The 15,164-nt window shown below is 59.6% G+C and carries 6 protein-coding genes; 5 read left to right on the top strand and 1 reads right to left on the bottom strand.

Features of this window, described 5'->3' with window-relative positions; translation table 11 throughout:
- Positions 1–433: 433 nt before the first annotated feature.
- Positions 434–9,139 (bottom strand): beta strand repeat-containing protein, encoded by an 8,706-nt coding sequence (locus BF99_RS0110785; RefSeq protein WP_025770864.1) that lies wholly within the window; start codon positions 9,137–9,139, stop codon positions 434–436.
- A 723-nt stretch (positions 9,140–9,862) separates the two neighbouring features.
- Between BF99_RS0110785 and BF99_RS0110765 the strand changes: the two genes are divergently transcribed.
- From BF99_RS0110765 to BF99_RS0110730, 5 genes are all read left to right on the top strand, one after another.
- On the top strand, positions 9,863–10,777 hold the full coding sequence (locus BF99_RS0110765; protein WP_025770862.1) for a formate dehydrogenase accessory sulfurtransferase FdhD: 915 nt from the start codon (positions 9,863–9,865) through the stop codon (positions 10,775–10,777).
- A 172-nt stretch (positions 10,778–10,949) separates the two neighbouring features.
- The gene (dapF, locus tag BF99_RS0110760) at positions 10,950–11,924 is read left to right on the top strand and encodes a diaminopimelate epimerase (protein WP_025770861.1); all 975 of its coding nucleotides are present in this window, start codon (positions 10,950–10,952) and stop codon (positions 11,922–11,924) included.
- Between the two features lie 179 nt (positions 11,925–12,103).
- A complete protein-coding gene (locus tag BF99_RS0110750) occupies positions 12,104–13,129 on the top strand; it encodes a tyrosine recombinase XerC (protein ID WP_025770860.1) in 1,026 nt (341 codons plus the stop codon).
- 419 nt (positions 13,130–13,548) lie between these two features.
- A complete protein-coding gene (locus tag BF99_RS0110735; protein WP_025770858.1) occupies positions 13,549–14,256 on the top strand; it encodes an ABC transporter permease in 708 nt (235 codons plus the stop codon).
- A gap of 39 nt (positions 14,257–14,295) precedes the next feature.
- Complete coding sequence (locus tag BF99_RS0110730; RefSeq protein ID WP_197019106.1) at positions 14,296–15,150, top strand: ATP-binding cassette domain-containing protein; 855 nt, start codon at positions 14,296–14,298, stop codon at positions 15,148–15,150.
- Positions 15,151–15,164: the final 14 nt, after the last annotated feature.

Below are 15,164 nucleotides of genomic sequence, written 5' to 3'. Positions count from 1 at the left end.
GATCATCTCCTTGCGGCAATATCCGATGAGTGCAAGGCGATTTCTTTCTTCCTTTTCTTTCTTCCTTCCTTCCTTTGAGATATCCTCGATCCGATTACCGATCGCGAGCGAAGGTGATCGATCGGTTTTCATCGACTCTTTCCATCACGCCCATAGACTCGGTCGATTGCATCGATAAAGACCTCGGCTTCGGGGCATCGGCTTCGAGCGATACCCTCCAAGGGGAGCGCGCTTGGCTTATCGGCGCATCGGTGGTAGGTTGTCATATACGCTTGGCGCGTGAAGCGCAGCGCCCAAGGGTTGGCCAAGGATAAGGAGTTGGCCAAGAAATTCGCTGCACAACCAACGCTATCGGAAACGAGAAATCCTCATCGAGAGCTCCGACGGGGATTCTTTGAATGGGAATTTTGTCGAAAGCCAATCGGCGAAGCGGCTAGAAGGAGAGCGAGCCGACGGCGTTGTTGTTGACCAAGGCTCCGCCGCCACCGGTACGGGTCAGGATCTGGGCCGTGAAGGGGGCATCGGAGCGCAGTTCGCAGCTAAGCTCCGCGCCACTCCAGCGATGGCCGATGATATCGGCCAGTTCCGATGTTTGTAGGTGCTTGACGGTGTGGCGTTCGATGATCCCCAAATCGCCGTAGTATCCGATGCCATCGTCCTCGAAGCAGGCGATCGTGGTCGAGGTGCAATCTTGGGGATAGGGTGCCCGACAGCGGATGCGGATATTCGAGAGATCCACCTCGTCGGGGCCGGGGATCGATTCGATATCCGCCCGATGCACTCCCTCGATATCGACGCTCGGGATATATGCGCTGTTGTTGACCAATACGCCATCGCCGGAGCGGGTCCAGACTTGGGCGGTGACGCGATCCTCGCTGTGCAAAGCACACCCCAATCGTCCCGTTCCGGATCTCATCGCTCCGGTGATATCGGTGATATCCGATGCGCTCAGTCTTGCGATTCCCCAAGCGGGGATGGGTTCGGGCAGTCCGCCCCTGAAACTCGTGCCGTCGGTTTGCGCATTGCAGACGAGGAATACCTCGCATTCGCTTTGCTGTCGGCAGCCGATGCTGATCATCGCCTGATCCACCACGGAGGGGGGCGGGATGGCCAGAGCCAGGGTTTGTACCGGCCACCAATAGCGCGGATCGCCTCTATCCGAGTAATCGTCGCCGCCTCTTCCCAAGATCGTGTCGATATCGCTCATCATCACGGTCATGATATCCGAGACGCCGGTGTAGTTGCCGCCGTCGGCGAGAAGGGTGATGTTCACGCCGCGGCTTTGGAAATCATCGCTCACGGTCAGATAGACGCTCTGCGGGGTCTTGAAATCCGAGGGGGTGAAGGACAGTGTGCCTTGGTTGCCGGGAGTGGCGATATCGGTGTCGAGGGTCATGCCCGCAACGCTCGAAGGCAAGGAGATGGCAACCCTCACCGGGGCGCTCGGGAAGACCGAGAGGTTGACCGTGAATTTCATTCTCGGCTCGGCGAATCCTGCCGACATCGGTTGCGAGGTGATCAGCGAGGGGGAGTCGTTGTCATCCACGCTCACCGATGCTGCGGCTTTCAGCCCCTCGTAGTTCCCGCCCGTGGCCGAAAACGACAATCTTTCCACCTCGTCGGTCGTATTGTCGTCCTCGTGCGCAGATACGCTCACCATCCGGGAGCCGTTGAAATTCGAAGGGGAGAAGGTCAGGGTGTTCTGATTGCCATCCGCCAAGGAATTGGTATCGAGGGTCACGCTCTCGCCGGTGACATCCAAGGTGACCGTGACATCGGCCGTGGGGCGGTTGAGCAATCTCAAGTAGAAATCGTTCGTCGAACCCTCGTCGACTTCGACCGGGGCGCCGGTGATCGTGAACCCGGGAATATCGGTGATGGGGATTGCGCCTCGCTCGGCTTCGTCGACTCTCACCTGAACTCGGGTGACCAAGCCGTCGTAGCCGCCGCCTTTGGCCGAGATGGTGATATCCGCGGGATCGTCGTCGGTATCGTCCACATCCGGCACCCCGTTCACCGTGACGTTGCGCGCTCTCCTCCAGTTGGAGGGGGTGAAGATCAGATTCGAGGGGGACAAAGCGGTATCCGAATCGCCGTTGTCGAAGGTCAATATGACATTCCCGAGCGGCTGGGTATCGAGTCGCACGGCAAAGACGGCGCTCGAGCTCTCATCGATGGTCAAGGCGGCGGGGAGGGCTTCCAGCCCCGGGGTGTCGTTGTCGCTCACCTCGACCGGCATGCTGCCGGTGATCACGAAATCGGTGGCGGTGCCATGGAACGACACATTCGCCCGATCCGAGACCGCATCGTCATCCTCGGAGGCGCTGACCGAGACGGTTCGATCGACATTCCAATCATCGGGGGTGATGGTCAGCGTGTTCTGATTGCCATCGGTTCGGGGGTCGGTATCGAAGGTCACGTCGGTGCTGCCGCTTCCGGATAGGGTAATCATCACGCTCTCGGGCGGCTCTTCGCTCCCCCGCACGGTGAAGGTCGCGCTCGACCCCTCGTCGAGTTCGAGCCAAGAAGTGGAAGGGAAGGACAGTTCGTGAGTGACCGTGACCGGCGGCGAGGTCGCCTCGGAGTTGCTGTCGGTTACCGAGACCTGCACGTTGCCGAAGATCCGCTCGCCGTTCAAGGTTCCGGCCAAGGAGATGGTTCCGCTTTCCCCTTCTTCGTCCTCATCCTCGGCGGCGCTGACGGTGACCGTCTGATCCCTGTCCCAGTTAGAGACCGTGAAGATTAGCCTCTCGGGGGAGAGGGTGATGTCGGGGCTGCCGCTCACCGTCAGATCCAAGGTCGTGTCTTCGTCGATCGGTCGATTTTTCAGCCTCGCGGTGAAGGTGTTGTCGCTTCCCTCGACGACGGTCAATGTCGTCGCCGAGAGGGTGATTTGGGGGATATCGTTATCCACCACCCAGACCGATAGATTGCCGACGATGCCCTCGTATTCGGCGCCCGAAGCCGTCAGCGAGACGGTGGCGGGATCGTCGTCGAAGTCGTCGTCCTCGGCGGCGCTGATCGTGACCGTGCGATCGGTGCTCCAGTCGGAGGGGGTGAAGGTCAAACTCGATGAGGAGAGGGTCACACCGGGATTCGACGAGACCAATTCCAAGGTGATATCCGTACTCGGCCGCACGGCCAGCATCACCGTGAATTCCCCGGTATCGCCCTCGACCATCGACAGACTGTTCGGCGAGACGGTCAGCCCCGGAGTGTCGTTATCGGTCACCGAGACTTGCATGCTGCCGGTGATATCGGTGTAGTCGGCGCCCGATGCCACGAGGAAGACGGTGGCGGCGTCGTTATCCAAGTCATCGTCTTCGGCGGCGCTGACCGTGACGGTCTGCACGGTGTTCCAGTTGGTGGTATCGAAGGCAAGGATCGAAGGCGAGATCGTTATGTCGTCGCTGCCGCTTGCGGTCACGGCGACGCTTACGTTCCAGCTCGGCTTCGAGTTCAATTTCACGACGAAGATGCCATCTTCTCCTTCGGTCAGCCCTAAGGCCGAGGGGTTGATGTTCAAACCGCGAGTATCGTTGTCGCTCACATCCACCTGTACGGTGCCGGTGAGTCCTTCGTAGTCGGCGCCCGAAGCGACGAGGGAGACGATGGCGGTATCCATCGCGATATCGTCGTCCTCGGCGGCGCTGACCGTGACGGTCTTCGGCGTATTCCAGTCGGCGCTCGTGAAGGTCAGACTCGTCGGGGACGCTCTCACGTCCTCGCTGCCGCTCGTCGTCAAATCGATGGTCACATTCCCGCTCGGCTGCACCGCCAAGCTCATCGCGAGGAGTCCGCTACCCCCCTCGGGCACCGGCAATGTCAGGTGGGAGAGGATCAATCCCGGGGTATCGTTGTCGGTGATCGATATATCGACGCTGTCGGTGACGCCGTCGAAATCGGCTCCCGAGGCCGAAAGCGAAACATCGGTGCTCTCTGAGATCCCGTCGCTATCCTCGGCCGCCGCAACCGTGACCGTCTGCTGCGTGCTCCAGTCGGAGCGGGTGAAGGTCAGGCTCGATGGGGATAGGGTGATATCGGTGCTTCCGCTGCGGGTCAGGTCGATGGTGACGTCACCGCCGGTCGGCTGAGCGTTCAGCTTCACCGAGAAGGTGCCGTTGCCTCCTTCCGTCACTCCCAAGTCCCGGGGAGCGACGATCAACTCCGGCTCGTCGTTGTCGGTGATCGATATCTGCACGCTGCCGCTGACGACACCGTACTCGCCGCCCGAAGCATTCAACGCGATGCTCCCGGCATCCGCCGCTCCGTCGTTATCCTCGGCGACGCTCACCGTGACGGTTTGGGCCGAGTCCCAGTTCGATCTCGTGAACGTCAGCGTGTTTTGTCGGCCGTTCGCGAGCGGATCGGTATCGACGCTCACGTCGGGGTTGTCGTTCGAGGTCAGTTCAAGGGTGACCGCTTGAGTCGGCTGCGTCGCCAGCGTCACGGTGAAGGATTCTTCATCCCCCTCGTCGATGGTCAGGCTCGCCGACGAGAGGGTCAATCCGGGGGAGCCGTTGTCGGTGATCGTCACCTTCAGGCTGCCGCTGACACTGCCGTAGCCGGCCCCCGAAGCCGTCAGCGAAACATTGACGACATCCTCTTCCACATTGTTGTCATCGGCGGCGGCGGCGGTGACGGTTTTCGGGATAGACCAATCCGAAGCGGTGAAGGTCAGGCTCGAAGGGGATAGGCTCACATCGGCGCTGCCGCTCGCGACCAAGCCGACGGTCACATCAGCGGTGGGTTGGGTGTTCAATCTCACGGTGAAGGTGCCATCGTCCCCTTCGGTCAATCCCAAGGTCGAGGGGCTGATGGTCAGCCCGCGGGTATCGTTTTCGATCGTCTGGATCTGCAAACTGCCGGTGATGCCGCCGTAGTTGGCTCCATAAGCGGTCAGCGTGATGTTGGCGATGTCACTGACGGCATCGTCGTCCTCGTAGGCGGTGACTTCGATTTTTTTGGGCGAGTCCCAAGTGTTGGCCAGGAAGTTCACTATGGTCGGGGAGATGAGCAAGTCATCGCTGCCGCTTTGGGACAACTCGACCCTCACCGGGCTATCCGGCTGGATCGCCAATCGCACCGTGAAACTTTCATCGCCCCCTTCGGCGACTTTCAGGCTCCCGGACGGGACGAGGGTCAGTCCGGGGGTGTCGTTGTCGGTTACGTTGACCTGCACGCTGCTACTGACCTTGTCGAAGTCGGCTCCCGAGGCGACGAACGAAAGGCTGGCGCTATCGTTGAATCCATCATCGTCCTCGGTGGTGCTGACGGAGACGACTTGAGGCGTATTCCAGTTGCCGCTCGTGAAACTCAATTCATCCGTGGACACACCCACGTCGTCGCTGCCGCTTTGGGTTGCATTGACGGTGACGTTGCCGGTCGGCTCTGCGGATAACTTGACGGTGAGGTCATCGCTGCCTCCCTCCGTCAGCCCCAAGGTCGAGGGATCGAGGATCAACTCGTGGCTTTCATCGTCGCTGACCTCGACGGCGAGGCTCCCGGAGACGTTGTCGTAGTCGGCCCCGGAGGCGGCAAGCGAGATGCTCGCGCTGTCGTCGTTGGCATCGGCATCTTGGGTGGCATTGACCGTGACGACTCGAGTCGTGCTCCAGTTCGAAGGAGTGAAGGCCAAAGTCGCCGGGGATAGCGTTACATCGTCGCTGCCGCTGATGGTCAAGGAGACGCTGACATTTCCGCTCGGCTCGATGGCCAGTCTCACGGTGAAATCTCCGCCGGCACCCTCGTCGATCGTCAATTTCCTGGTCGAGAGGGTCAAACCCGGGGAGTCGTTGTCGGTCACCGTCACATCCAGACTGCCGGTGATATCGGCGTAGTCGGCCCCGGAGGCGGCAAGCGAGATGCTCGCGCTATCGCTGCTGCCATCATCGTCTTCGGCGGCGCTTGCGGTAACGGGTTTGGGGGTGCTCCACTGCCAAGGTTCGAAGGTAAGGCTGGTAGGAGACAAGGTCACGTCGGAACTGCCGCTCGACGTCAAGGTGATGGTCACGTCCCCGGTCGGTTCCGCAGCCAGTCTTACGCTGAAGGTTTTATCGGCTCCTTCCGTCAGCCCCAAATCCGAAGAGGGGTCGGTGATCAGCCCCGGGTTGTCGTTTTCCGTCACGTTGATTTTTACGCCGGCGCCGATATTGTTGTAGTTGCCCCCCGAAGCCCCGAGCGAGATCGACAAACTATCCGCTTGGGCATCATCGTCCTCGGCGGCGCTGACCGTGATGGTCTGCGGCGTATTCCAGTTCGAGCCCGAGAAGGTAAGGCTCGCAGGAGAAAAGGTCACGTCGGCGCTGCCATCCCCCCTGACCACGATGACGCTGACATCCCCGCCCGTCGGCTGAGCGGTCAGACTCACCGCCAATGCACTGTCGGATCCTTCGGTCACCGACAAGGTGGAGGCGACTTTCAATCCGAGATCGTCGTTATCGGTCGCGTTGATCTTCACCGATGACGTGACCCCGGCGTAGTTGGCTCCGAAGGCGGCGATGTTGATATTGAACGACCCTTCGGCTCCGTCATCGTCCTCGGCGATGCTCACCGTGACGGTTTGAGCCGAATCCCAGTTCGACGGGGTGAAGGTCAAACTCGCCGGGGAGACACTCCCTTGACGGTACGACGGTAGCAGTCCCACCGTTACATTACCATTCGGACGCTGGGACAACTTCACGCTGAAATTCTTCGATTCTCCTTCGCCGATCGTCAACGACGAGTGGGAAAGGACCAATCGTTTATCGAGAACCGATACCTTCACCCCGTCGGAGATGGCTGCATTCCCGAAGTAGGTGCCGACAGCCGTAAACGAGATGTTCGCGGCATCGTCGATGGTATCGGCGTCTTCCGAGGTATCCACCGTGACCGTTTGCGCCGTATCCCAGTTGGAAGATGTGAAGGTCAATGTCGTCGGAGAAATCTCCACATCGCTGCTGCCCGCCTTGATCAAAGAGACGGTCACGTTACGGTTTTCGGGGGTCGTATTCGGTTCGTCGAGAGGCTTGCTTCCCAGCTTGACGGTGAAGGTTGCGCTACCTCCTTCGGTGATATCCAATTCATCGGATGAGAAGACCAAAGGATTCTGTTCGTCGTTCTCGGCGACGGTGATCGTATCGTAATCGGCCGGTTCCCCGAAGAAAGTGGTTACCATCCTGGTTTGATAGTTCTGATCGTCTCTATCCCAAAGTGCAAGGTAGGTCGTGGTTTGCGGCGTATTCCAGTTTTGGGGGGTGAATGTGAAACTATTGCTTTCGCCGTTGGGTCGAATCATCTTGCCGCCAAGCTGCGAGATGTTATGAATGATCGTCTGATTCTCGGAAGGGGCGGCGGAGAGGCTGATGCTGAAGGTGACGCTTTCGCCTTCTTCGATGGTTACATCGCCGGTGGGGACTCGAACGATATTCGGGCGGTCGTTATCCGATATGTAGATATTCGAACTATGGGTGAAGTTGTTGTAGTCCCCTCCCTTGGCCAAGATCGAGAGGGTCGATTCATCTTGGTTTCCGTCATCGTCTTCGGCGGCGCTCACCGTGAAAACCTGCGCCGTATCCCAGTTGGAGGATGTGAAGGTCAGGCTGGAGGGAGAGAAGGTCACATCCGATCCGCTTTCCGCCGATAGATTGACGATTACATTACCGCCGACCGGCTGCGCGGACAGTTTCAAATCCAGCGTCGCCTCGCCTCCTTCGGCCATGGACAAAGAGTTGTATTTGAAATGACCGACACGTGCCGAAATGATGAATTTGCGCGGATCATCGTCGGTGACATGGGTATCCATGCTGCCGGTGATGCCGTTGTATTCGCTATATCGGTCGGCCCCGGTGGCCGAAAGGCCGATCGTTCCAAACTCCGGGTTCCCGTTCAAGTCGCTGCCTGCGCTTAGCGTGACGGTTTGGGCCGAGCTCCAATTCGAAGAGGTGAAAGTCAGGCTCGATGGTGACATGCTGACATGACCAAGCGTCGTCGGCAGTGTCAGATTCACCGTTACATCCTTCACATTCCCTATTGCCGGCTGCGTTTTCAGTTTCACCGAGAAGGTCTTTTCGTCTCCCGATTCCGCCAATACCAAGGACGAGGGGCTGATGGTCAACCCGACGGTATCGTTGTCGTTGATATAGGTTTGAAAGTAAGTCCTGGCCTGACCGTAATCGGCACCCGAGGCCGCAAGGAGCACCGGTCCCCCACCTTGAACCCCGTCGTCTTCTTCGAGGGCTGTTACCTCGACGGTCTGAGGTGTTTGATAGTTGGAAGATGAGAAGGTCAGTCTCGACGGGGAAAAACTCAATTCTCTGATATAGGTTACCACGTCCACCGTCACATTCCCGCCGACGGGCCACGTCGACAAACGCACGGTGATGGATTCGCTTTGACCTCCTTCGTTCAGTATCAAACCGTTCGCATGGTTCAAATCGCCGACGATCACTTGGGCGGTATGTTTATCGTCGATAACGATCTTTACATCGGTGCTGACGCCCTCATAGTCGGCCTCCGACCCTGTGAGCGTGATCGTTGCGATATCATCGACGGCATCCGGATCATCGACGGTTCTCACCGTGACATTCTGTGGCGTATTCCAGTTGGAGGCGGAGAAGACCATGCTCGAGGGAGAAAAACTCATGTCGGAACTACCGCTCTTCTTGGTCAGGCTGACGACCACCCTCCATCCCTTCGGCGGTGTGGCCAACGCCACCGCCAAGGTTTTGGTGGTCCCTTCCTTTACCGTGAAGGTGGAAGCGACATCGAATCCGGGATCGTCGTTATCCGCAACGGCGATCGGATATTGAAATGGCGATATCCCGCTTCCTCCCGACGAAGGGATGAATGAAATACTTTCGGATTCATCGGAGGAATCATCGTCCTCGGCCGCTGTGACGGTGATGGTTCTTGTCACAGTACTCGGCGAGGCGGGAAAGGATAAAGACGAGGGAGAAAAGGTCACATCCGAGCTGCTGCTCGATAGATTGAATGTCACCAAGGAGGAAGAAGTAACCGTAAGGGTAAAGGTTTTGGAGGAGCCCTCGTTGATCGTGAACTGGCCGCTTTGGGGATTGAGTGCCGTTCGCACCTGCCCGTATGCGCCGGAGGCTGCAAGCACCGACAAGGAGCAAAGAAGGGAAAGGACGAGTCGTTTCATCGGACGGCTCCGTTATGCTTGTTCATCGCCATGTTTGAAAATGATTTTTTCCGGTACCCTTTTCCGATACCCGAGGTGACCTGAAAAAAGGCGATATTCGATCCTTGGCAATGTCATCATCGGCCAGATCGACCGATATCGGCGTTTATGAAAGCCCGAACACCGAAGTAAAGACGTTACTCTTGGCCGAGACCCTTCGAAAAACGATGTTCGTTTTGCGCCCTTTCAACGGTCGTTTCATCGGCCACTTCGGTGGATCGTTTCGGATGATGTAATACTATCACCCCGTGAACCAAAAGGCAAAGAAAAAAGCCCGAAACCGAGCCGATATGCGCATGGGCGAAGATCGACGAAAGCGGTGGCGAAGAGCCCTCGAACGACCGAGGCTTGGGGCGTCGAGATCGCCCGGCTCGACGATCCATCGAAAAGCGAAAAATTCGATCGATCGTGCGGCATACCGGCCTGATCTCGATCGGACCGCCATCGATCAGGCTACCATCTTGCATCCGATGCCGGATCATCGATGTCGAGTCGATTTTTTCGCCGGACGATTCGGCAACTCGGCCCCCCATCGATGCCCGATGGAGAACTTCGAATCATGATGGCCGCCGAAGCCGAAATCGATGGCGCCCTTTCATCCGATGTGCATTTCGATATGCATGCGATCTCCTCCTATCCCATCGCATCGAAGCCAAGAGCGACTCATAAAGGGTGGTTTTGTCGATGAACGAAGCGAATGCCGATCGAAAACCGCAAATGACCCGGGCGGGGTTGGCTCCGACCCATGCGGTGCTGGCCGTCGACGAATACGGGGCACAGCGCGAGCTGCATGTTGCGGGGGAGCGTCCGCTGACGCTCAAAGTGGATGGGCGAGAGATCGTTACCTTGATGACTTTGGGCACCCATCCAGAAGCCTTGGCTCTGGGTTATCTGCGCAATCAGCGACTGTTCGAGAATATCGAGGATATACGCTCGGTGGAGGTCGACTGGGATCGAGAGCGGGTCGATATCTCCACCGTCAGCGGCAAAGGCATCGCCGATCCCGAGCGCAAGCTGGAAGGTCGTATCGTTACCACTGGCTGCGGTCAGGGGACGGTTTTCAGCTGTACCTTGGATAAGGTCTACGAAACGCGTTTGCCGCCGATGCGCCTGACTCAGTCGGGGATTTATGCGCTGCTCGAGGCGATGGCCGCTTACAACGCGATCTATCGACAAGCCGGTGCGGTGCACGGGTGCGCCTTGTGTCACGGCTCGAATATCTTGAGTTTCATCGAGGATGTGGGCAGGCATAACGCCGCGGATGCGATTTCCGGGCTGATGTGGCTCGATTCCATCAGCGGGGCGGATAAGGTTTTCTACACCACCGGAAGGCTCACCTCGGAGATCGTGATGAAGGCGGCGTTGATGGGGATTCCGGCGATCGTTTCCCGCTCGGGCGTGACGCAGATGGGTTTGGAGTTGGCCGAGGCGCTGTCGGTGATGATGGTGGCGCGGGCCAAAGGGCGGCATTTTCTCGTCTATCACGGTGCCGATCGGATCGAATTCGATGCCATCCCCGTCAAGCGGCAAGTGCTCGATCGAGGATCCGCCTCAAGCCTCGATCCCCGGCGAGGCGTCGCTATCCCCGAAGCCCCTTGACGAGGAAGCGGCGGCGGATGGCGGTCGAAGCCTTTTGTGAATACTCGCGCGAATGCTCCCGCGAATGCTGGTGAATATTCGATCGTCCGCTCGACCTTGAAAGCATCGCTCGAACAAGCCGCTTTCGGAGTCAAGCCACCGCTCGGCGACAACCCAAGGATTCGATGAACCGATGCGCTTTCGCTTCACCAAAATGCACGGAATCGGCAACGATTTCGTGGTGGCCGACGCCCTTCGTACCCCGTTGCCGGATGCGAGCCGGATTCGCTTTCTTGCCGACCGCCGTCGAGGCGTGGGTTGCGATCAGATATTGCTGGCGGTGCCCCCGACCGACCCGAGCGACTCCGAGGCGGATTTGGGGGTGGCGATCTTCAATGCCGACGGCTCCAGAGCCGGGCATTGCGGGAACGGAATGCGCTGCATGGCGCTTTTCGCTCGACAGAGCGGGCTTGTGGACAAAGACGAGATGATCCTCGAGATCATCGACCCCCCGATATCCGATCGCTCGATGCCGATGCCTTCCCATCGAGTGCGGGCCACCATCGATCCCGACAAGACGGTGAGGGTGGAGATGGGGACCCCCCGCTTCGAACCGGAGGCGATTCCGATCGCGATCCCCCGCTACGAGCCCGTACAAAGCAAGCGCGAGCCCGCGCAAGATAAGAGCGGCGATCCATCGCAAAGCGAGCCCGGCCCGAGGCAATCGAATATTTCCCTCATGGATGCGGATGGGCTTCATTGCCTCGTGATCGCCGGCGAGCCCTTGCAATTCGCCGCCCTTTCGATGGGTAATCCGCATGCGGTGCTGCGAGTTGCGGATACGGATGCCGCGCCCGTTCGCCGTATCGGCGCCGCCTTGCAGGATCATCCTTTTTTTCCCCAAGGGGTGAATGCGGGATTCATGCAGATCGTCGCCCCGGATCGCATTCGCCTGCGGGTTTTCGAGCGGGGAGTGGGGGAGACCCCCGCTTGCGGTTCGGGGGCTTGTGCGGCGGTGGTGGCAGGAAGGCGAAGCGGCGATCTCGCCGATGGGGTGCAAGTCGAGTTGCCCGGTGGCATCGTCGAGGTCTCTTGGCCGAAAGAGGGCGAGACCGTGCATCTATCGGGGACGGCGACCAAGGTCTTCGAAGGAGAGATCGATCTATGAACGGATTGGAGCCTTTTTCGCAAGTCTTACGATCCTTGGGCAGATCCTTTGATCGATCACGGCCGCCGATCGCATCCGCCTCCCGATTCGATCGCCTGCCTGCGCGCTTTATTGATGCCCCCGTGCGCCCGAGCCGCCGCTCGATCACCCTTACGATCACCCGATAACAGGAGCTCGACGTGTCGGCGCCCGCATCGAAGCCCCCCGATTTCGGATCGAAGCCCGATCCATCGCTCGATCCCGTCGTTCTTTTTTGTCGGCATATCGAGAGAATCCGAGGTCTTTCCGCCCATACCGTGGCCGCCTACCGCCGCGATCTCGGGGCTTTTCACGCTTTTTTTTCGATGAAATCTTCGGCTTCGACGATCCCCCCATCCGATCCAGCGGCGCAAGGGATGCAGCGTCGCCCGGGCGAGCCTTCATCGGATATGGCTTGGGGGGGCATCGATTGGAAGGCGGTGCGAGTGGAGGATGTGCGGGAATTCGCAGCCTCGAGGCATCGCGCGGGTCAAAGCGGGCGTTCGATAGCCCGGAGCCTTTCGGCGTTGCGCACCTTCTTCGATTTTTGCATCGGACAGGGCGATGTCGATCACAACCCGGCGCGCTCGGTCTCGGCCCCGAAATCCGCGCGGCGGCTACCGGGGGTGCTCGATGTGGATCGCGCTTGTGCGCTGGTCGCCATCGAGGGCGACGATCCTTTGAGCCTGCGAGATCGCGCCCTGTTGGAACTCGCCTATTCCTCGGGCCTGCGTCTTTTCGAGCTCTGCGCTCTCGATCTCGGCGATGTCGATCTGGCGGAAGGGATCGTGCAGGTGGTCGGCAAGGGGCGCAAGGAGCGGCGGGTTCCGGTCGGAAGCCACGCTTGCGAGGCGATTCAAAAGTGGCTGCCGGCGCGCAAGGGTATCGCTCACATCGGGGTCGAAGCGCTCTTCGTCAGCCTTCGAGGTCGCCGGATCTCGCCCCGCTCGGTGCAGATGCGATTTTCCCGTCGCTCGCTCGAGCGCGGCATCGGGATCAACGCTTACCCCCATCTCCTGCGACATTCCTTCGCCACACATATGCTGGAATCGAGCGGGGATCTGCGGGCGGTGCAAGAACTCTTGGGTCATGCCGATATTTCGAGCACGCAGATCTATACCCATCTCGATTTTCAGCATCTGGCGCGGGCTTATGATCGGGGGCATCCGAGGGCGAAAAAGAAGTGACTTTTTCCATCGATCCCGCCGGATATCGGCGCTCGGATTTCGCTTCTTTCGATGGCATTCGTAGGCATTCGTAGGCGGCTTCGATCGGCATCGTATCGGAAGAAGAAGCCTTGAAGCGCATAAAAGCGCATAAAAGCGCATAAAAGCGCATAAAAGCGCATACAAAGGCGGCGAGTCATCAAGGGTGAAAATCAAGATCGCATCTAGAAGCGTTCGATGCGCATTCGAATCACTACCGGATCGCTTGGCCGGACCGCTTGGACAATGGCCTTTATGATCCGCACCGACCGCCTGCGGCTTTTCGAGCGATCGTCTCGGCTTCGAAGCGATTTCGCCGACGAAGCGCAAAAGCCCTCCGCGATGAGGGGTATTTCCGATATCGGGGCGTAAGAGAAAGAGGTTAGGAAGGATGCCTATCGATGAGTGATTTCGGCGGCATTTTGGGCGAGGCGGCAGGGTTGCTTGTGGCGCTGGATCCCGATTTGATGGAGATCATCGGTCTTTCGCTGCGCATCACTTTGGTTTCCTTGGTGATTGCCTGCTTCATCGGTCTGCCGGTCGGAGCGCTGGCGGGAGCCTTCGCCTTTCCCGGGCGCAGCGCGCTGATCGTTCTTCTCAATACGCTGATGGGGCTGCCGCCGGTGGTGGTGGGGCTGATCGCCTACCTGATCCTTTCGGCCTCCGGTCCCTTGGGTCCGCTCGGCCTGCTCTATACCCCGGTGGCGATGATCATCGCGCAGACGATCCTCATCACCCCGATCGTCGCCGCCCTCACCCGACAAGTGGTCGAGGATCTGCATCTTGAATACGCCGAGCAGTTCGCATCGATGCAAGCGGGGAAGATCCGCCGCATCCTCGAACTGATGAAGGATGCGCGCTACAGCCTGTTGACCGCGGTATTGGCGGGTTTCGGCCGGGCGATCTCCGAGGTCGGGGCGGTGATCATCGTCGGGGGGAATATCAACCACGTCACGCGGGTGATGACCACGGCCATCGCCCTCGAGACCTCGAAAGGGAATTTGCAGCTCGCTCTGGCGCTGGGGATCGTTTTGCTGCTGTTGGCGGTGATGATCAATGCCGGGGTGATGGCGCTGCGGGCCTTCGCCGAGCGCTCCGCCTTGGCATGAACATGAACCCACGAAAGGATGGCCGGGATTTTTCAAACCATGTCCGAAAGCGCGATCGATCTCTTCGCTCCGGCGGCGCATGATTCGCCTTCGAAAAACGCGGCAACGACAACCGATGGTCGTCGGGTATCCGAGCCTTCGAAGTCGAAAGACGGAATAGCCTTGGAGCCGCAATCGCCGCTGATGGAGACTCGAGGCCTTTGCTTCGAGGCCGGGGGAAAGTGGCTGTTGCGCGATATCGATATCGATATTCGCAGCGGGCGTCGCACGGTGATCATGGGGGCCAACGGTGCGGGCAAGAGCCTGCTCCTGCGTTTGCTGCACGGCTTGGTGCGACCCACCGCCGGGGAGGTGCGCTGGCAGGGTCGCAGGCTCGATCGAGCCGCCCGTCGTCTGCAAGCGATGGTTTTCCAACGACCGGTGATGCTGCGGCGCTCGGTGCGGGGAAATCTGCGTTTTGCCCTTGCGGTGCGCGGCATCGGGGGCTCGGAGCGTGCCGAGCGCGAGACCAAGGCCCTTGCGCGGGCTCGCCTTGCAGATCAGGCGGACCGTCCGGCGCGATTGCTTTCCGGTGGCGAGCAGCAGCGTCTTTCGCTGGCGCGGGCGTTATCGACCTCCCCGAGGATGCTTTTCCTGGACGAGCCGATGGCGAGCCTCGATCCGGCATCGACCCATGCGGTCGAGTCCTTGATCGAGCAAGCCCACGCCGAGGGGGTCGCCATCGTCTTGGTGACCCACGACAAGGGGCAGGCGCGTCGGCTCGGGGATGACCTGATCTTTCTCCATGCGGGCAGGGTCGTCGAAGCAGGCCCGGTATCGCAGCGATTGGATGATCCCCGTTCGCCGGCGATGCGCGCTTGGAGCGAAGGTCGCCTCTATCTCGAGGGCGAGTGAAGCGTGCGAGATTT

Origin of the sequence: Thioalkalivibrio sp. HK1 (genome assembly GCA_000583135.1) — a bacterium.
Lineage (GTDB): Bacteria > Pseudomonadota > Gammaproteobacteria > HK1 > HK1 > HK1.
The sequence above is the reverse complement of the archived record's forward strand: the minus strand, read 5'-3'. Positions and strand labels throughout refer to the sequence as shown.